The sequence below is a fragment of the Xanthomonas campestris pv. campestris str. ATCC 33913 genome, from assembly GCF_000007145.1.
Classification (GTDB): domain Bacteria; phylum Pseudomonadota; class Gammaproteobacteria; order Xanthomonadales; family Xanthomonadaceae; genus Xanthomonas; species Xanthomonas campestris.
Genome location: NC_003902.1, coordinates 3,943,449 through 3,962,143 on the forward strand (window position 1 = coordinate 3,943,449; position 18,695 = coordinate 3,962,143).

13 protein-coding genes are annotated in these 18,695 nt (G+C 64.9%); 7 read left to right on the forward strand and 6 right to left on the reverse strand.

Annotated features, from left to right (window positions below; translation table 11 throughout):
- Window positions 1–551: 551 nt before the first annotated feature.
- The gene (locus XCC_RS17215; RefSeq protein ID WP_019237282.1) at window positions 552–2,486 is read left to right on the forward strand and encodes a S9 family peptidase; all 1,935 of its coding nucleotides are present in this window, start codon (window positions 552–554) and stop codon (window positions 2,484–2,486) included.
- A gap of 12 nt (window positions 2,487–2,498) precedes the next feature.
- Here XCC_RS17215 and XCC_RS17220 read toward each other — a convergent pair whose 3' ends face one another.
- Both XCC_RS17220 and ggt read right to left on the reverse strand, forming a co-directional pair.
- Window positions 2,499–4,337 carry a methyl-accepting chemotaxis protein gene (locus tag XCC_RS17220; protein WP_012437447.1) on the reverse strand — a complete coding sequence of 613 codons (1,839 nt, stop codon included), beginning with the start codon at window positions 4,335–4,337 and terminating at the stop codon, window positions 2,499–2,501.
- A gap of 78 nt (window positions 4,338–4,415) precedes the next feature.
- Window positions 4,416–6,125: a gamma-glutamyltransferase gene (gene ggt, locus XCC_RS17225; protein ID WP_011038421.1), complete on the reverse strand. Its 1,710-nt coding sequence runs from the start codon at window positions 6,123–6,125 to the stop codon at window positions 4,416–4,418.
- Window positions 6,126–6,764: 639 nt separating this feature from the next.
- Between ggt and ilvC the strand changes: the two genes are divergently transcribed.
- The 5 genes from ilvC (at window position 6,765) to XCC_RS17250 (ending at window position 12,527) form a co-directional block, all read left to right on the forward strand.
- Window positions 6,765–7,766, forward strand: a complete 1,002-nt coding sequence (gene ilvC, locus XCC_RS17230; RefSeq protein WP_011038422.1) for a ketol-acid reductoisomerase — start codon at window positions 6,765–6,767, stop codon at window positions 7,764–7,766.
- Window positions 7,767–7,811: 45 nt separating this feature from the next.
- On the forward strand, window positions 7,812–9,533 hold the full coding sequence (gene ilvG / locus XCC_RS17235; protein WP_011038423.1) for an acetolactate synthase 2 catalytic subunit: 1,722 nt from the start codon (window positions 7,812–7,814) through the stop codon (window positions 9,531–9,533).
- Window positions 9,517–9,774, forward strand: coding sequence for an ACT domain-containing protein (locus tag XCC_RS17240; RefSeq protein WP_011038424.1), 258 nt, complete (start codon window positions 9,517–9,519; stop codon window positions 9,772–9,774). Before ilvG ends, XCC_RS17240 begins: the two co-directional genes overlap by 17 nt.
- Window positions 9,775–9,849: 75 nt before the next feature.
- Window positions 9,850–10,968, forward strand: a complete 1,119-nt coding sequence (locus XCC_RS17245; protein WP_011038425.1) for a threonine dehydratase — start codon at window positions 9,850–9,852, stop codon at window positions 10,966–10,968.
- Window positions 10,965–12,527: a 2-isopropylmalate synthase gene (locus tag XCC_RS17250; protein ID WP_011038426.1), complete on the forward strand. Its 1,563-nt coding sequence runs from the start codon at window positions 10,965–10,967 to the stop codon at window positions 12,525–12,527. Before XCC_RS17245 ends, XCC_RS17250 begins: the two co-directional genes overlap by 4 nt.
- A gap of 1,079 nt (window positions 12,528–13,606) precedes the next feature.
- On the opposite strand, the gene leuB is transcribed toward XCC_RS17250, so the two are convergent.
- The 4 genes from leuB to leuC form a co-directional block, all read right to left on the reverse strand.
- Window positions 13,607–14,680 carry a 3-isopropylmalate dehydrogenase gene (gene leuB / locus XCC_RS17255; protein WP_011038427.1) on the reverse strand — a complete coding sequence of 358 codons (1,074 nt, stop codon included), beginning with the start codon at window positions 14,678–14,680 and terminating at the stop codon, window positions 13,607–13,609.
- Window positions 14,681–14,717: 37 nt separating this feature from the next.
- A complete protein-coding gene (locus XCC_RS17260) occupies window positions 14,718–15,467 on the reverse strand; it encodes a class I SAM-dependent methyltransferase (protein WP_011038428.1) in 750 nt (249 codons plus the stop codon).
- Between the two features lie 32 nt (window positions 15,468–15,499).
- Window positions 15,500–16,147: a 3-isopropylmalate dehydratase small subunit gene (gene leuD / locus XCC_RS17265; RefSeq protein WP_011038429.1), complete on the reverse strand. Its 648-nt coding sequence runs from the start codon at window positions 16,145–16,147 to the stop codon at window positions 15,500–15,502.
- Window positions 16,148–16,211: 64 nt separating this feature from the next.
- Window positions 16,212–17,651, reverse strand: a complete 1,440-nt coding sequence (leuC, locus tag XCC_RS17270; RefSeq protein ID WP_011038430.1) for a 3-isopropylmalate dehydratase large subunit — start codon at window positions 17,649–17,651, stop codon at window positions 16,212–16,214.
- 124 nt (window positions 17,652–17,775) lie between these two features.
- Between leuC and XCC_RS17275 the strand changes: the two genes are divergently transcribed.
- Window positions 17,776–18,678, forward strand: a complete 903-nt coding sequence (locus XCC_RS17275; RefSeq protein WP_011038431.1) for a LysR family transcriptional regulator — start codon at window positions 17,776–17,778, stop codon at window positions 18,676–18,678.
- Window positions 18,679–18,695 lie beyond the last annotated feature (17 nt).

Sequence of the window (18,695 nt, forward strand, 5' to 3'; positions counted from 1 at the left end):
ATCACGCGCGGCTCTGCTGCTGGATGACACCGGCAACTATCACCACGTCGCCCCATCAGCTTCAATGCCATGCAGGTCCTGCCAGTGCCGTGGAACACCACCGCGGGCGTGGACGTCAACAACCTGTTCGATCGCGACTCGCCGGCGGTGCTCAGCGCCGTTGCCAACTCGCTCGACTCGGCGTCCGCCTTCCCGGCCGTTAACGCTGCCCCACTACACCCAGCGCTTCTGATCGGACGGGCCGCATGACGCAGCTGGAACGCTGCGTGTCTCTCGCAAAGCCGCCGCGTTCATGCCACGGCCGACAAGCGACGCGCATCCTGCAATGCAACACGCAATCGTCGGCATCCACCGGCATTTGCACGGCACGCCATAGCACTAGCTTGCCCGCATTACAACAAGAAACCAGCTCTCTCTCCCTGCCGCCGATCTTCGGTGGCTTTTTTTTGCCGTCCTACTTGTCACCACCCGGCTCGCTTAGCTATCGTTCAGCAAACAGGGGATGGATGACGCAAATGCAAGGAACGCAGAGGTGTGCCTGGGCGGCAGCAATGCTGTTGATGTGGATGGGCGGTCAGGCGTGGGCCGAGCCCGTGCCGCCGGCGGAGGCCTTCGTCGAGTCCGGCCCGATTTCCTCGCCATCGATGTCGCCGGACGGGAAACATCTGGCGGTGAGCGCCGATCTCGGCGAAGGCAGCTACGCCTTGGTGGTCTACCGGATTGCGGACATGCAATCCACCACCATGCTGCGCCTGCCGCGTTATGAGCTGCCGGTGCGGATTGCCTGGGTCAGTGACAGGCGGCTGGTCATCGGCAAGGGCCGCAAGCTCGGCTCGCTGGAAGAACCGCTGCCGATGGGCGAAATCATTGCCACCGATCTGGATGGCAGCAACCAGCGCTATGTCTACGGCTACCTGCAGAGCACCCGCAATGCCGGCCTGGAGCGCGGCTTCGGCTATATCGAAGGGTTGCCGGCCCATCCCAACGGCCACTTCTACATGCGTCGCCTGTCGCTGGATTCGCGCCACTCGATGCTCTACGACGTCGACACCACGACCACCACGCATCGGCTGATGGCCGACATCGACGTGCCCGGCCTGCGCTTCGTGCTCGACAATGCCGGTGTCGCGCAGTACGCCTACGGCACCGATGACAACGACAATTCACTGTTGTACCGCCGTAACGGCAACGGTTGGGCAGCCCTGCAACAGGTGCAGGCAAGCTGGCGCCCATTCGCATTTGCCAGCCAGCCGGGCCGCGTGTACGGCTGGTACAACGACGCCGGTGGGCCTGCAGCGCTGGTGTCCAGCACGCTCGATGGCCAGCAACGCAGCGTGCTTGCAGCGGACCCGTTCTACACCGTGGACGACTTGCAGTGGGGGCCAATGCCGCAACCGCCGTTTGCGGCCAGGCTCGGGCCGGGAAAGCCGAAACTGCAGTACCTCGACGACAGCGCCGAAGCGCGACTGCACCGCAGCCTGAGTGAAACGCTGGCCGGCCAGTACGTGGATTTCATCAATTTCACCGAAGACGGCAACGGCCTCTTGCTGCACGCCTATAGCGATCGCAATGCCGGAGACTGGTACATCTTCAACCGCACGAGCAATACCCTCAAATTGGTCGTCAAGGCGCGCAACGCGCTGCAGCCGGCGCAGATGAGCGAACGGCGCATGGTGACCTTCCAGGCACGCGATGGTTTGACCCTGGATGGTGTGCTGACCGTGCCGAACACTGCCGCCAAGGGCACGCGGTTGCCGATGATCCTGCTGCCGCACGGCGGCCCGCATGCCGACGGCGATGGCTGGGCGTTCGATACCGACGCGCAGTTCCTGGCCAGCCGCGGCTATCTGGTGTTGCAGGTCAACTACCGTGGCGGCCACGGCCGCGGCCACAACTTCGAGCGCGCCGGCTACCGGCAGTGGGGCGAACGCATCCAGGACGATCTGGTCGACGGCGTGCGCTGGGCGGTTGCGCAAGGGCTGGCCGATCAGTCACGCATCTGCAGCTATGGCGCCAGCTTTGGTGCGTATGCAGCGATGATGGTGCAGGTCAAGGCGCCAGAGTTGTTCCGCTGCGCAGTTGGCCTGGCCGGCATCTACGATTTGCAGATGATGTACAGCAAGGGCGACATCAACCGCAGCGACTACGGCATCAATTATCTGGAGCGCGCCATCGGCCGTGACGCCGCCGATCTTGCGGCGCATTCGCCGGTGAGCCTGGCCGACCGCATCAAGGTCCCGGTGTTGCTGGTACACGGCGAAGAAGACGAGCGTGCGCCATTCGCGCAGGCCAAGAGCTTGCGTGCAGCGTTGACGCGCAGTGGCAATGCACCGCAGTGGATGGCCGTCCCAAAAGAAGGGCACGGTTTCTACAAGGACGCCAATCAAATTGCGTTCTATCGCACGCTGGAACGTTTCCTTGCCGAGCAGTTGGGCAACGCCGTGCCTGCATCGCCCGCCAGCACGGCCTCTAGCGCGCCGCAGTAAGCGCGGCTGCGGTTACTCCAGCGTGTAGCCCACGCGCAGGCCGCCCCAATGCTTGCGGCCGACGAAGATCGGCGCAGACAGGTCGAACATGATCTGCCCGGTGTCGCGGCGATAGACCTGCAGGCGGTACGGGTCGGTATGCGCGCCGACACTGCGGCCGACACGGTCGGTGAACTTGCGCTTGGTGCGGTTACCGACCAGGTCGCGTTTGGCATCGCCGGTCAGCGGCTGGGTGAAGCGCAGGTTGTGGGTGGGCACATAGCCGTCGGGATTGGCACAGATCGCAAAGACGATCCACGCGTGCGCATCCAGTAACGGTTCCTGCAAGGCAGGCAGAATCTGATCACAGACGCCATCGAACGCCGTACTGAACTTGGCCGGCTCCACGCCGGGAATAGGCGTGTAGGTACGCGCAAACAAGGCCGCTTCGTCGATCTGGCCGCGCGCGATGGCCTGCGCCAACGCGGTGCCGATGCGCCCGGCGGTGGCCACCGCCAGTTCCTTGACCCGCGCATGCCGTGGCACCTGCAACGGATCGGCCGGCAGCCGGAACAGGCCCACGCAGTCACGCAGCGTTTCGGTGCCGCGCTCCAGCGCTTCGCTGCGTTCGGCCACATGCGCGGCATGCTGCAGATTGCTGCGCCCTAGTGCCACCACGCCATCCACGGCGCTTTCGATGCCGCGGATCTCGCCATCCTGCGCCTGGATGCGACCGGCCACTGCGGTCATCGCGCCACTGGCACGCCCGAGCAGGCCGGTGATGCCGTCGAGCACGGCTTCGGTGCCGCGCGCGGAAGCGGCGCCTTCACCGATGGCCGCGCTGGTTTCGGCCAGGATTGCGCGCACATCGCGCGCAGCCGCCGCAGCGCGTTCGGCCAGGCGGCGGATTTCGGTGGCGACCACCGCAAAGCCGCGTCCGGCATCGCCGGCGTGTGCGGCTTCGATGCTCGCGTTGATGGAAAGGATATTGGTCTGGAAGGCGACCGAGTCGATGACTTCGATGACCTCGCCCGCGCGTGCGGCGCGCCGTTCCACTTCCTGCATCGCCTGGCCCAGCGCACGCGCCGCGGCCATGCCCTGGCGCGCGCTTTCATCCGCGCTACCGGCCAGCGTGATCACCTGCGCCAGCTCGGCGTTGACGTCATGCAGGTTGGTCGCCAGCCGTTCCACTGCGATGCGCGCACCATCGAGCGCTTCGGTCTGCGCCTGCGACTGGCGCACCATTTCGTCGTTCTCGGCCACCAGCGGCGGCACTTCGGCGGCGATCTGTACCGACAAGGCCACCGCCTGGCGGATCGCTTCGGCCAGATTGCCGAAACCCGCCTGTAGCCGGCGGCCCATCTCGGTCTCGGCCAGGCCAGCAGGGAGCAGCAGTTCAAGCTCGCAGCCGGCCAGCGCCTGCGCGGTGCGTTCGAGCACCGTGCGGTCCTCGTGCTCGGCCTGCAGGCGGGCCACCAGCGGTTGCAGCAGTGGCGAGATCGGCACCGGGCGGCTGTCTTCGGCCAGACGTATGGCCTCGCGCAGCAAGGTGGCGGTTTCCACGTGCGGCAAGGACAGCAGCCACCCGCCATGCACGCGGTCGCGCGTGTAGCGCACGCGGCGCGCCGGGTCATCGCCCGGAGCGGCCCACACGCCTTCTTCGCCGACCAGATCGGCTGCGTTCAAGCCCCACAGCAGCGTGGCGGGCGCGCCCTGCAGCGCGGCGGCGGTGATGCCCAGCACGTCGAGCCCGGCGCGATTGCAGGCCACCAGGCATGCCTCGGCCGAAAGCCGCAACAAGGCGACCGGTGCATCGGGAAGCAGTGCTGCCTGCGCATGCGCCGGCAGATCGGACTGTTGCATCGAATTCATGGGATTCCTCCGAATCCATCGAACACGTTAGCGGCGCGCGCGGCGTGGAATTGAGCGTGCATCTTCGCGTGCAGCCGCTCAGTAACCGGCGGCCTGCCCGTCCTTGCGGCTCTCCGAGGCGCCGTAATAGACGCCGCTGGCCGGATCACGCGCAATCGCCTGGTAGCCGCCATAAGGTCCGTCGGCAAAGATCACCCGGTGACCTTTGCGCATCAGCCCGCGGATGGTGTCGTAGGAGAAGCCAGTCTCCAGATTGACTTCGCCGCCATCGCTCATCGCCGTGGCCTGGCCGGTGGGCTCGGTGGAGCCTTCATGCTGGATGCGCGGTGCATCGCCGGCTTCCTGCAGATTCATATGGAAGTCCACCAGGTTCATCACGATCTGCACATGCCCCTGTGGCTGCATCGCCCCGCCCATCACGCCAAAGCTCAGCCACGGCTTGCCGTCTTTGGTGACGAACGCCGGGATGATGGTCTGGAACGGGCGCTTGCCTGGGGCGTAGCCGTTGGGGTGGTCCTTCTTCAGCACGAACATCTCGCCGCGATCCTGCAGGATGAAGCCCAGTCCCGGCGGCGCCATGCCGCTGCCCATGCCACGGTAGTTGGACTGGATCAGCGACACCATCATTCCGTCGGCATCGGCCACGGTCATGTAGATGGTGTCGCCCTCCTCCAGCTGCTTGGGCGTGCCCGGCTGCACTTCCTTCAAGGCCTTGTCCATCGAGATCAACGCGCGGCGCTGCGCGGCATAGTCTTTGGAAATCAGCTTGGCCAGCGGCGCCGGCTGGAAGGCCGGGTCGGCATAGAAGCGTGCGCGGTCGGCAAAGGCCAGCTTCTTGGCCTCGGTGAACAGGTGCACATGCTCGGTCGAGCCGAAGCCGATCTTGGAAAAATCGTAGCCTTCCAGGATATTGAGCATCTGCAACGCCGCGATGCCCTGGCTGTTGGGCGGCAGTTCCCACACGTCATAGCCACGGTAATTGGTGCTGACCGGCTCGACCCATTCGCCCTGGTGGCTGGCGAGGTCTTCGTAGCTCAGAAAGCCGCCATTGGCCTTGAAGTAGGCACCGATGGTGCGCGCGATCTCGCCCTTATAGAACGCGTCGCGCCCGCCATCGGCGATCTGCTGCAAGGTATTGGCCAGGTTCGGGTTCTTCCACAGTTCGCCCTTGCGCGGGGCATGCCCGTCGAGGGTGAACTGCTCCTTGAAGCCGGGGTACTGCGACAACCGCGGCACGGAGCGGTCCCAGTAATAGGCGATCGTTTCGGCAACCGGGTGTCCCTCACGCGCGTAGCGGATCGCCGGCGCCAGGTCCTGCGCCATCGGCTTGCGGCCAAAACGCCCGTGCAACGCGAACCAGCCGTCCACCGCGCCCGGCACCGACACCGGCAGCGGCCCGGTCGGCGGAATGTCCTTCAACCCCCGGCGCTGTAACTCGGCCAGGGTGAGCGACTTCGGCGAGCGGCCCGACCCGTTGTAGCCGTAGAGCTTGTTGGTCTTGGGGTCCCACACGATCGCGAACAGATCCCCGCCCACCCCGTTGCCGGTCGGCTCCATCAGGCCCAGTGCGGCATTGGCAGCGATCGCCGCATCCACCGCCGAGCCGCCGTCCTTCATCACATCCAGTGCGATCTGCGTGGCCAGCGGCTGCGAGGTCGCGGCCATGGCATGCGGGGCGATCACTTCCGAGCGGGTGGCGAAAGGTTGCCCGGTGATGCGGTCGGCCGCACCAGACGGTGGCGCGAGCAGCACCAGAGCAGACACCAACAAGGCAGGTACGCAACGCATGGCAGGAGCCCCCAGGAGCACATCAATGATGAGTTGCCAACGATACCAGTGCACCAGCGCGCCACGTCCAAACCGCCGCAACCGATCGCAGAAGTCGCGCAATTGGTGACGCCGGTTGCAGCCACGCACCGCGCGTCGCTGCGGTTTCAGCGGTAACCATGCTGCTGTGGCGGGGCTTTGCGCGCGCCACTTCGTACGATGACCGAAGTTTCAGCCGCAAGGGTTGACACCCCCGCAGCGGCGGTGGTTATCTCAGGTCCATGCCGCACCGCACCGCCACCTTGAACGCTTCACTGCCCGCGCCCATCGGCGTGCCGGCGTCGCTTCTCGTGCTCGTACTTATTACCTCGCCAACCGGTGCGGGACGCGGCTTCGTGTAGGCAACAGACACACAAGGCTTCGATCAGACCCCGCACCGGCAACGGCGCGGGGTTTCGCGTTTCAGGGACCACCAAAAGTTTCGAATGACATGAACAACGCCATCTCCACCACCGCAGAGTGCTTCAGCAACGCCGCAACACGCGGCGAGGTGCATCCCTGCATGGACGACGCCGTTGTGATTCCCCGCTTTGTTCGGCCAGTACGTATCTCCACTGCCGGCTGATTCCTTTCCCACTGCCCACACCGCAAGGATTTTCAATGAGCAACGACACCCAACCGACCATCGCGATCATCGGCTACGGCAGCCAGGGCCGCGCGCATGCGCTGAACCTGCGCGATTCCGGCTTCGACGTCACCGTTGGCCTGCGCCCCGGTGGCCCGACCGAAGCCAAGGCCCAGGCCGATGGCTTCACCGTCGTTGCGCCGGCCGAAGCGGTAAAGACCGCTGATCTGGTCGCGGTGCTGACCCCGGACATGGTGCAGAAGAAGCTCTACGAAGAGGTCATTGCGCCGAACATGAAGCAGGGCGCCTGCCTGCTGTTCGCGCACGGGTTGAACGTGCATTTCGACATGATCAAGCCGCGCGCGGATCTGGACGTGGTGTTGGTCGCGCCGAAGGGCCCGGGCGCACTGGTGCGTCGCGAATATGAAATCGGCCGCGGCGTGCCGTGCATCTATGCGGTCTACCAGGACACCAGTGGCAAGGCCGAGCAGTTCGCGCTCACATACGCCGGCGGCCTGGGCGGCGCGCGCGCCAACATCATCAAGACCACCTTCAAGGAAGAGACCGAAACCGATCTGTTCGGCGAGCAGGCGGTGCTGTGCGGTGGTGCGTCCTCGCTGGTGCAGGCCGGTTTCGAAGTGCTGGTGGAAGCTGGTTATCAGCCGGAAATCGCCTATTACGAAGTGCTGCACGAACTGAAGCTGATCGTGGACCTGTTCTACGAAGGCGGCATCACCCGCATGCTGGAGTTCGTCTCCGAAACCGCGCAGTACGGCGACTACGTCAGCGGCCCGCGCGTCATCGATGCCAGCACCAAGGCACGCATGAAAGATGTGCTGACCGACATCCAGAACGGCACCTTCACCAAGAACTGGGTGGCCGAATACGAAGCCGGCCTGCCGAACTACACCAAGTTCAAGCAGGCCGATCTGGAGCACCCGATCGAAGAAGTGGGCAAGAAATTGCGCGCCAAGATGGTATGGCTCAATGGTGAGCAGCAGGCCGCCGCTACACCTGCCAAGCAACAGGCGGCGTAACGCCGCCGCCTCCCCCACCGTTTAACCGAAAGGTCCGCACAACGCATGAACACCTCCGCACACAGCAAGCCCCGCAATGGCGCGCGCTGGCTGACGCAGGCCCTGGAAGCCGAGGGCGTGGAAACGCTGTTCGGCTATCCGGGCGGCACCATCATGCCGTTCTACGACGCCCTGGTGGATTCCAAGCTCAAGCACATCCTGGTGCGTCACGAACAAGGTGCCGCATTGGCGGCCAACGGGTTCGCCCGTGCCAGTGGCCGTGTCGGCGTGTGCGTGGCCACCTCCGGCCCGGGCGCGTCCAACCTGGTCACCGGCATTGCCGACGCCATGCTCGACTCGGTGCCGATGGTGTGCCTGACCGGCCAGGTCGCCACGCCGTTGCTGGGCACCGATGCGTTCCAGGAACTGGACGTGTTCGGCATGACCATGCCGATCGTCAAGCACAGCTTTCTGGTGCGCAGCGTGGATGAGTTGCCGGAGATGGTGCGCGAGGCGTTTCGGATTGCACGCGAAGGGCGTCCCGGGCCGGTGCTGATCGACCTGCCAAAGGACGTGCAGATTGCCGATGCCTCGCATCTGCCCGACCACGTGCCGGCGCAGGTGCTGCCTCCGCCGGCGCCGCAGGACGCCAAATTGGCCGAAGCGTTGGCGGCGATCGCCAGCGCCGAACGCCCGGTGGTCTACGGCGGTGGCGGCATTGCGCTGGCGGGTGCGGTGGAGGCTTTCCGCCGCTTCGTGGAAGCCACCGGCATGCCGACCGCGCTGACCTTGCGCGGCCTGGGCGCCTTGCCGCACGCCCATCCGGACTACCTGGGCATGTTGGGCATGCATGGCACGCGCGCGGCGAACATGGCCATCCAGGAATGCGATCTGCTGGTGGTGGTCGGCGCCCGGTTCGACGACCGCGCCACCGGCAAACTGAGCGAATTTGCACCATTTGCGCGCGTCATCCACCTGGATGCCGACGCGTATGAAATTTCCAAGCTGCGCACCGCCGATGTGGCGGTGCCCGGCGATGTAGCCACCAGCCTGAAGGCGTTGAGCGCGGCACGTGCCAATTGCCAGGCCTGGCGCACGCGGTGTTTTGCCAACCGTGAAAAGTTCGGCGCGCGCTATGACGCACCGGGCACCGATATCTACGCACCGGCACTGCTGAAGCGCCTGAGCGAAGTGGCCCCGGCCGACACCATCATTGCCTGCGATGTCGGCCAGCATCAGATGTGGGTTGCCCAGCATTGCCGCTTCAACCACCCACGCAACCATCTCACCAGCGGCGCGCTCGGCACCATGGGCTTCGGCCTGCCGGCGGCGATGGGCGCGCAGTTCGCCTGCCCGGACCGCACCGTGGTGCTGGTCTCCGGCGATGGCAGCTTCATGATGAATGTGCAGGAACTGGTGACGATTGCGCGTTGCAAGTTGCCGGTGAAGATCGTGCTGCTGGATAACAGCTCGCTGGGCATGGTGCGGCAGTGGCAGGAACTGTTCTTCGCCGAGCGCTACAGCGAGATCGACCTCTCCGACAACCCGGATTTCGCCGCATTGGCGCAGGTATTCGGCATCCCGGCCAAGCGCATCATTGCGCGCGGCGATGTGGACGCCGCGCTGGCCGAGTTGCTGGCGCAGCCCGGCCCGGGCCTGCTGCATGTGGCCATCGACGCACGCGCCAACGTGTGGCCGCTGGTGCCGCCCAACAACGCCAACAGCACCATGCTGGACAGCAATCCCGCACATGCGGCCAAGGAGACCCCTCATGCGTTACCGGCTTGATCTGGTGCTGAAGCCGGCCGAAGGCGCGCTGGTGCGCGTGATCGGCATGACCGAACGGCGTGGCTTCCGCCCGTGCGCCATCCAGGGCGCCGCCGCGCCGGACGATGCCGGCCGCTGGCATCTGCAACTGGACGTGGACAGCACGCGCCCGCCGGAAACGCTGCGCCTGCAGTTGGAAAAAGTGTACGACTGCGAGTCGGTGGCGATCACGGCCTTGGACTCGGTGGAGGCCGCCGCATGAGCCTGCAGACCTCGCGGGATGACCAGATGGCTGTTCGGAGGTGTCTTCTTCCGGATCGGCCGCGCGCGTGCCGCAATGCCTGATTCCGGCCGCCCGACCACGCAGGAGCCAGACGTAGGCGAGGTCGCCGTCAGCGTGGCCGACGTGCTGGCCGCGCAGGCACGCCTGCGCAAGTACCTATCGCCCACACCACTGCATTACGCCGAACGCTTCGGCGTGTGGCTGAAGCTGGAAAATCTGCAGCGCACCGGCTCCTACAAGGTACGTGGCGCATTGAATGCGCTGCTGGCCGGACTGGAGCGCGGCGATGAGCGCCCGGTCATCTGCGCCTCGGCCGGCAACCATGCTCAGGGCGTGGCGTGGTCGGCGTATCGGTTGGGCGTGCAGGCCATCACGGTGATGCCGCACGGTGCGCCGCAGACCAAGATCGCCGGCGTGGCCCACTGGGGCGCCACGGTGCGCCAGCACGGCAACAGTTACGACGAAGCCTTCGCCTTTGCGCGCGAGCTGGCCGACCAGAACGGCTATCGCTTTCTGTCTGCGTTCGACGACCCGGATGTGATCGCCGGACAAGGCACGGTGGGTATCGAGTTGGCCGCGCATGCACCGGATGTGGTGATCGTGCCGATCGGCGGCGGTGGCCTGGCCTCCGGCGTGGCGTTGGCGCTGAAGTCGCAGGGCGTACGCATCGTCGGCGCGCAGGTGGAAGGCGTGGACTCCATGGCCCGCGCCGTGCGCGGCGACCTGCGCGAAATCACCCCGGTCGCCACCCTGGCCGATGGCGTGAAGGTCAAGATTCCCGGCTTCCTGACCCGTCGTCTGTGCTCGAGCCTGCTCGACGACGTGGTGATCGTGCGCGAGGCCGAATTGCGCGAGACGCTGGTGCGTCTGGCACTGGAAGAGCACGTCATTGCCGAAGGCGCCGGCGCACTCGCGCTGGCCGCCGGTCGCCGTGTTTCCGGCAAACGTAAATGTGCGGTGGTCTCTGGCGGTAATATCGACGCGACTGTCCTGGCCACCCTGTTATCCGAGGTGCGGCCGCGTCCGCCACGCAAGCCGCGCCGTCGCAATACCGAGCGGCTCCGCAACGAACGCAGCACCAAAGCATCACCGCCATCCATTGCTATTCCCCGCCCATCCGCAGTCGCATCAACGCCTGTCACCGCCATCGCAGTAGAGGAGTCTTCCTGGTGAACACGACCGTATCCAACCAGACCCCGCATATCCGAATTTTCGACACCACCCTGCGCGACGGCGAGCAATCCCCCGGCTGCAGCATGACGCCCCAACAAAAGCTGGTCATGGCGCGCGCGCTGGACGCGCTTGGCGTGGACATCATCGAAACCGGTTTCCCGGCCAGCTCGTATTCCGACCGCGAAGCGGTGGCGATGATGGGCCGCGAATTGCGCCGCCCCACCCTGGCGGTGCTGTCGCGCTGCCTGCAGGCCGATATCGAGATCTCTGCCCGTGCACTGGAAGCGGCCGCCAACCCGCGCCTGCATGTGTTCCTGTCCACCAGCCCGCTGCACCGCGAGCACAAGCTGCGCATGAGCCGCGAGCAGGTGCTGGAATCGGTGCACAAGCACGTGACGCTGGCGCGCGGCTACATCGACGACATCGAGTTCTCGGCCGAAGATGCCACGCGCACCGAAGAAGATTTCCTGGCCGAAGTGACACGCGTGGCCATCGCCGCAGGTGCGACCACGATCAACCTGCCGGACACGGTGGGTTTCACCACGCCGGAAGAAATCCGCGGCATGTTCTCGCGGCTGATCGCCAGCGTCGAAGGTGCCGAGAAGGTGATCTTCAGCACGCACTGCCACAACGACCTGGGCCTGGCGGCTGCCAACTCGCTGGCCGCAATCGAAGGCGGCGCGCGCCAGGTGGAATGCACCATCAACGGCATCGGCGAACGCGCCGGCAATTGCGCGCTGGAAGAAATCACCATGGCCCTGAAGGTGCGTGGTGCGTTCTACAACCTGGACACCGCAATCAATACGCCGCGCATCGTCTCCACTTCGCAGCTGCTGCAGCGTTTGGTTGGCATGCCGGTGCAGCGCAACAAGGCGGTGGTGGGCGGCAACGCGTTCGCGCATGAATCGGGCATCCACCAGCACGGCATGCTGCGTCACCGCGGCACTTACGAAATCATGCGCCCGGAAGATGTGGGCTGGGAGTCGTCGCAGATGGTGCTGGGCCGCCACAGCGGCCGCGCGGCAGTGGAACAGCGCCTGCGCGCGCTGGGTTACCTGCTGGAGGAAGATGAGGCCAAGCTGGTGTTCGAACAGTTCAAGGCATTGTGCGAAAAGCAGCGCGTCGTCACCGACGCCGACCTGCAAGCCTTGATGCAGGACGCCACCGTGCAGGAAGGCTACCGCCTGGCCTCGATGACCATCAGCGATGTCGGCAGCCGCGCCAATGCACTGGTTGAGCTGTCCGACCCGGACGGCAATCGCGTTGCAGAAACGGCGCAAGGCAATGGCCCGGTAGACGCGCTATTCGGCGCGCTGGCGTCGGCCACCGGTGTGAAGCTGGAATTGGACAGCTACCAGGTACACAGCGTAGGCATCGGCGCCGATGCCCGCGGCGAAGCCAGCCTGAGCGTGCGCCACGACGGCGTGGAATACGAAGGCACCGGCACCAGCAAGGACATCATCGAGGCCAGTGCCCTGGCCTGGCTCGATGTTGCCAACCGCCTGCTGCGTCAGCGCGAGCGTGGCGTGGTGGCGGGGAAGACGGCGGCGGTGGCGTAACGCGCGGTTTGGGTACAGCGTCGGCGACACGATGACGTTAGTAAAACGGCCAGCGAGTCATACGCTGGCCGTTTTGCGTTTGTGCTTCCGCTAGTTTTTGGGTGCTCAAGGAGGGTGATGACGCTAGCTCGCAGCGGCGAGTGGATTCTTTGCCACAGCAACCAGCATGTTCGCGCCTGCTTGCGGTGGGAGAAGGCCATCACGGGCCATTCCCTTGCGTTTCGTAGGAGCGCACTTGTGCGCGATGGGATTGATGGGAAGGCTTCATCGCGCACAAGTGCGCTCCTACGAGGTCATGGTTTCTGCATGGCTGTGCATAACCGATCAGCAAAGGCGCTCGCAGCCCCGTGGTGCATTTCGCGGTCAGCGTGGCGGAGAAATGTTGCTGATCATTAAGGCGTGCCTGCAGCGCGACGTGCTGACCTGCCACGATTGCTGGAGAGGCGAACAGGCCACTATCGGCCATCCACGTATGCGGCATGGGGCACCTGGACCTAGCGTTTTGCAGGAGTGCACTTGTGCACGATGGGATTGATGGGAAGGCTTCATCGCGCACAAGTGCGCTCCTACGTAGACATGGCTTCGTCATTATTTGCGCAGCCGAGCGGCACAGGTGCATCTCTGCACGCGGCGCACTGCATTTTTGCCTCGAAATAGCTTGAGCAGAAGCTACACAAGCAGCCCTTCGCTCTTCGTTCCTCGCTCTTCGCTCTTCGCTCGGACAGCGCGATAACGACAGAGCGGCGGTGGGTCTGGCGGCGGGACCATGTGGCGGCATGGATGCCGCCACTGAGCCTCCATGGACGGATTCACGGCGTGTCCCGGGGCCGGACCCACCGCCGCGCACACGGCCAACGTGCAGTGCAAGTGCACCATACGTACACAACTACACACGCAAGCACTTGCACTTGCACTTGCACTTGCACTTGCACTTGCACTCGTATCGTGAGACGCAGACAAGAAAGCGGCCACCGCCCCAACGAACGATGGCCGCCTCTCTAATCAAAAGCCCTCAGCAAAGCCAACAAGGGCGGCTCGCCGTGGACACTGAAGACCAAGCCGAATTGGCCCGCAAGCCGTTACAGCGCAGCCACCACTGCATCACCCATCGCAGCCGTGCCCACCTTGGTGGTGCCTTCCGACCAGATGTCGGCCGTGCGCAGTCCCTGATCGAGCACCTTACCAACAGCTGCCTCAATCGCATCCGCCGCTGCCGCCTGTGCAAAGGTGTAACGCAACATCATGGCGACCGACAGAATCGTGGCCAACGGGTTGGCAATGCCCTGCCCGGCAATGTCCGGTGCTGACCCGTGGCAGGGCTCATACATGCCCTTGCTGTTGGCATCGAGCGAAGCCGAGGGCAGCATGCCGATGGACCCGGTAAGCATCGAGGCCTGGTCGGAGAGGATGTCGCCGAACATGTTGTCGGTGACGATCACATCGAACTGCTTGGGCGCGCGCACCAGCTGCATCGCCGCGTTGTCCACGTACATATGCGACAACGCGATATCTGGATAGTCCTTGGCCACTTCTTCGACGACGGCGCGCCACAGCTGGCTGGACGCCAGCACATTGGCCTTGTCGACCGAGCACAACTTCTTGCCGCGCAGGCGGGCCATCTCGAAACCGGCCTTGGCGATGCGGCGGATTTCGCTTTCGCTGTAAGGCAACGTGTCGTAGGCCTGGCGCTCGCCATTGTCCAGCGTGCGCGTGCCGCGTGGCTGGCCGAAGTAAATGCCGCCGGTAAGCTCGCGCAGGATCAGCAGATCCAATCCGGACACCACCTCGGGCTTGAGCGTGGAGGCATCGGCCAGCTGCGGATACAGCAACGCGGGGCGCAGGTTGGCAAACAGGCCGAGTTGCGAACGGATCTTCAGCAAGCCGCGTTCCGGACGCAGTGCCGGATCGATGGTGTCCCACTGCGGGCCACCGACCGCGCCCAACAGCACGGCATCGGCAGCGCGCGCACGCTCCAGCGTTTCGTCGGCCAGCGGGCTGCCGTATTTGTCGTATGCGGCGCCGCCCAGTTCGTCGTACACCAGGGTGACGCCAAGAGTGTGCTGGGTATCGATACGCGTCAGCACCTTGACCGCTTCGGCCATGATTTCCGGGCCGATGCCGTCGCCGGGAAGAATCAGAATCTGCTTGCTCATGCAATCCTCGTGAGTTGGCGCCGCAGCGCCATGAAAATCAACGTGTCGCCCACAGCACCAGCACATCGGTGCTGAAAGAACCATCGGCGCCAATCTGGAAGTAATCGCGCACGTCATCCACCGCCGTGTCCTGCAGCGCGCGAATGGCTGCGCGCAGCACCTCCGGCGTACGCATGCGATCGACCCAGGTCAGGTAATCCAGCTGCAGGCGTTGGCAATGATGACGCTGTACGTGCAGGCCAGCATCGCCCACCACCTGCAGCCACTGCGCCACGCTGTAGTCGCGCACATGGCTGGTGTCGCGCAGTAACTCGATCGCCTGCAGATGCGTATCGAGCAGCGGCAGCCCTGGTGCCACCACGTCGATCAGTGCGGCGATTCCGCCGGGGCGCAGCACCCGCCGCACCTCACGCAGTGCCTGGCCCAGGTCACTCCAGTGGTGCGCCGAATACCGGCTGACCACCACGTCCATACTGCCGGACTCGAACGGCAGCCGCTCGGCGACGCCCTGCAAGGTACGCATTTGGGTCAGGCCGCGGTCGGCGGCGGTGGCCGCCACGACTTCAAGCATATCGGCGGATAGATCGTAGGCGACCACCTCATCCATCAACGGCGCCAGCTGAAAACTCACATGCCCGGCGCCACAGCCCAGGTCGAGCAAACGCCCGTTGCGATGACCTGCCAGGCCCGCGCGAAGTTCAGCGAATTCGGCGCCCTGTGCATGCACCTCGCTCTGCAGATACGCCTGCGCCTGCGGCCCGAACTGCGCCGCAACGTGCGTGCTCAACGCGTCAATCCCGCTGGATGGCGACGTAGAACTCACTGCAGCGCGCCGAACAACCACGGCTGTTGCGCGCGATGCCCTTGCTCGAAGCGGCCAATCGCGTCGGCGTCCTGCAAGGTCAGGCCGATATCGTCGAGCCCATTGAGCAGGCAGTGCTTGCGGAATGCATCGATCTCGAACGCGTACTCCACACCATCGGGCCGGCGCACGCGCTGCGCGGCCAGATCGACGGTGAGTTGGTAGCCTTCGTTCCCCAGGCACTGCTCGAACAAGGCATCCATTTCCGCCTCTGCCAGCACGATCGGCAGCAGGCCGTTCTTGAAACTGTTGTTGTAGAAGATGTCTGCAAAACTCGGCGCAATCACTGCGCGGAAGCCGTATTCGTCCAGTGCCCACGGCGCATGTTCGCGCGAAGAGCCGCAGCCGAAGTTCTCGCGTGCCAGCAGCACGCTGGCGCCCTGGTAACGCGGAAAATTGAGCACGAACTCCTGGTTGAGCGGGCGCGTGCTGTTGTCGCGGCCCGGCTCGCCGATGTCCAAATAGCGCCACTCATCGAACAGATTTGGGCCGAAACCGGTGCGCTTGATCGACTTGAGGAATTGCTTGGGAATGATCTGGTCGGTATCGACGTTGGCACGATCCAGCGGCGCGACCAGTCCGGTGTGTTGGGTAAAAGGGGTCATCGGAATACCGGGAATTGGGAGTAGAGAATGGTGTGGCAGGGTGGAGGCGGGAGGTGGCGATTCCCTATTCCCGAGTCTCGATTCCCTGCAACTCACGCACATCGACAAAGTGCCCGCTCACCGCCGCAGCCGCAGCCATCGCCGGGCTGACCAGATGCGTGCGCCCACCGGCGCCCTGGCGCCCTTCAAAGTTGCGATTGGACGTGGACGCGCAATGTTCACCGCTGCCCAACTTGTCCGGGTTCATCGCCAGACACATCGAGCACCCGGGCTCGCGCCACTCGAAACCGGCATCCAGAAAAATCTTGTCCAGCCCTTCGGCCTCGGCCTGTGCCTTGACCAGTCCCGAGCCCGGCACCACCAGGGCCTGCTTGATGGTGGAGGCCACCTTGCGGCCTTTGGCAACCGCCGCGGCAGCGCGCAGGTCTTCGATGCGCGAGTTGGTGCATGAGCCGATGAACACGCGGTCCAGATGGATCTCGGTGATCGGCTGGTTTGCCCGCAAGCCCATGTATTTGAGTGCGCGCTGGATCGAATCGCGTTTGGTCGGGTCCTGCTCGGCCGCCGGGTCGGGCACCTGCTGGTCGATTGCCACCACCATCTCCGGTGAGGTACCCCAGCTGACCTGCGGCTTGATGTCTTCGGCACGCAGTTCCACCACGGTGTCGAAGGACGCATCGGCGTCGGACACCAGCGTGCGCCACAGCGCCACGGCCGCGTCCCAATCCGCGCCCTTCGGCGCGAACGGGCGACCCTTGACGTAGGCGATGGTCTTTTCGTCCACCGCCACCATGCCCACGCGCGCACCGGCTTCGATGGACATGTTGCAGATGGTCATGCGGCCTTCCATCGACAGCGCGCGGATCGCACTGCCGGCAAATTCCAGCGCATGCCCGTTACCACCGGCCGTGCCGATCTTGCCGATCACTGCCAGCACGATGTCCTTGGCGGTGACTCCGAACGGCAGCGTGCCTTCCACGCGCACCTGCAGGTTCTTCATCTTCTTGGCGATCAGGCATTGGGTGGCCAGCACATGCTCGACCTCGGAAGTACCGATGCCATGCGCCAACGCACCGAAGGCGCCATGCGTAGAAGTGTGCGAATCGCCGCAGACCACCGTCATGCCCGGCAGCGTGGCGCCCTGCTCGGGGCCGACCACGTGCACGATGCCCTGGCGCGTGTCGTTCATCTTGAACTCAAGGATGCCGAAGTCGTCGCAGTTCTCGTCCAGTGTCTGCACCTGCAGACGCGAGACTTCATCGGAGATGGACTCCAGCCCGCCCTGGCGCTCGGCACGGGTGGTGGGCACGTTGTGGTCGGGCGTGGCGATGTTGGCATCGATGCGCCACGGCTTGCGCCCGGCAAGACGCAGGCCTTCGAAGGCTTGCGGCGAGGTCACTTCGTGCAGGATGTGGCGGTCGATGTAGATCAGCGACGAGCCATCGTCACGGCGCGTGACCTCGTGCATCTCCCACAACTTGTCGTACAGGGTCTTTGCAGTCATCGCTTGAGATTCCGATGCGGTGGCGGACGGCGGATGCACCGCCTGGCTGAGTCCGATGCTAGGAGCTTGCGTCCGATAACGCAAATTCATATTGTTTATTCAACAAATGAAATTTAGGAATGGCATGGACCTCGCCAATCTGAGCGCATTCGTGGCGATTGCCGGCCACGGCAGCTTCTCGTCAGCGGCCGAAGCGTTGCATCTGACCCAACCTGCGGTGAGCAAGCGCATCGCCCTACTGGAAGCGCAATTGTCGGCACGGCTGTTCGACCGCCTGGGCCGCCAGGTGGTGTTGACCGAGGCCGGGCTGGCGCTGCTGCCGCGCGCGCAGCGCATCCTGGCCGAACTGGACGACACGCGCCGCGTGCTGGAGCACCTGGGCGCGGCGGTCGGCGGGCGGCTGAGCCTGGCCACCAGTCACCACGTGGGGCTGCACCGGTTGCCGGCATTGTTGCGACGCTTCGCCGCAGAGCATCCGCAGGCGGCCCTGGACATCCAGTTCCTGGATTCGGAACTGGCTTACGCGGCGGTGTTGCGCGGCGAGGTGGAACTGGCGGTGACCACACTGGCACCGGACACCCGCGCCCCGTTGCGCGCGCAGCCGATCTGGCAAGACCGCCTGCAGTTCGTGGTGGCGCCGGATCACCCGTTGGCCGCGTTGGAGACGGTCACGCTCGATGACGTGGTCGCCCACCCAGCGGTGCTGCCGGATCCGGGCACCTTCACCCATCGCATCGTGGCCGGGTTGTTCGCCGAACGCGGCCTGGCGCCGAGCCTGCGCATGACCACCAATTATCTGGAGACGATCAAGATGCTGGTGTTGGTTGGCCTGGCCTGGAGCGTGCTGCCCGAGCGCATGATCGATCACCAGATCATGGCGCTGCCGTTGGCCGATGTGGCGCTATCGCGTGCGTTGGGATGCGTCACCCACGGCGGGCGCACCTTGTCGCGCGCGGCGCAGGCGTTCGTGGCGCTGTTGCATACGCAGGCGGATCAGGCGGCAGGGCTGCGGGGGCTGCCCCGCTGACGCTGCGCAAGACCTCA

Excerpts from the sequence above, each read along its gene's own strand:
- XCC_RS17215 (WP_019237282.1), top strand. The coding sequence starts at position 552 with ATGCTGTTGATGTGGATGGGCGGTCAGGCGTGGGCCGAGCCCGTGCCG.
- XCC_RS17220 (WP_012437447.1), bottom strand. The coding sequence starts at position 4,337 with ATGAATTCGATGCAACAGTCCGATCTGCCGGCGCATGCGCAGGCAGCA.
- ggt (WP_011038421.1), bottom strand. The coding sequence starts at position 6,125 with ATGCGTTGCGTACCTGCCTTGTTGGTGTCTGCTCTGGTGCTGCTCGCG.
- ilvC (WP_011038422.1), top strand. The coding sequence starts at position 6,765 with ATGAGCAACGACACCCAACCGACCATCGCGATCATCGGCTACGGCAGC.
- ilvG (WP_011038423.1), top strand. The coding sequence starts at position 7,812 with ATGAACACCTCCGCACACAGCAAGCCCCGCAATGGCGCGCGCTGGCTG.
- XCC_RS17240 (WP_011038424.1), top strand. The coding sequence starts at position 9,517 with ATGCGTTACCGGCTTGATCTGGTGCTGAAGCCGGCCGAAGGCGCGCTG.
- XCC_RS17245 (WP_011038425.1), top strand. The coding sequence starts at position 9,850 with ATGCCTGATTCCGGCCGCCCGACCACGCAGGAGCCAGACGTAGGCGAG.
- leuB (WP_011038427.1), bottom strand. The coding sequence starts at position 14,680 with ATGAGCAAGCAGATTCTGATTCTTCCCGGCGACGGCATCGGCCCGGAA.
- leuD (WP_011038429.1), bottom strand. The coding sequence starts at position 16,147 with ATGACCCCTTTTACCCAACACACCGGACTGGTCGCGCCGCTGGATCGT.
- leuC (WP_011038430.1), bottom strand. The coding sequence starts at position 17,651 with ATGACTGCAAAGACCCTGTACGACAAGTTGTGGGAGATGCACGAGGTC.
- XCC_RS17275 (WP_011038431.1), top strand. The coding sequence starts at position 17,776 with ATGGACCTCGCCAATCTGAGCGCATTCGTGGCGATTGCCGGCCACGGC.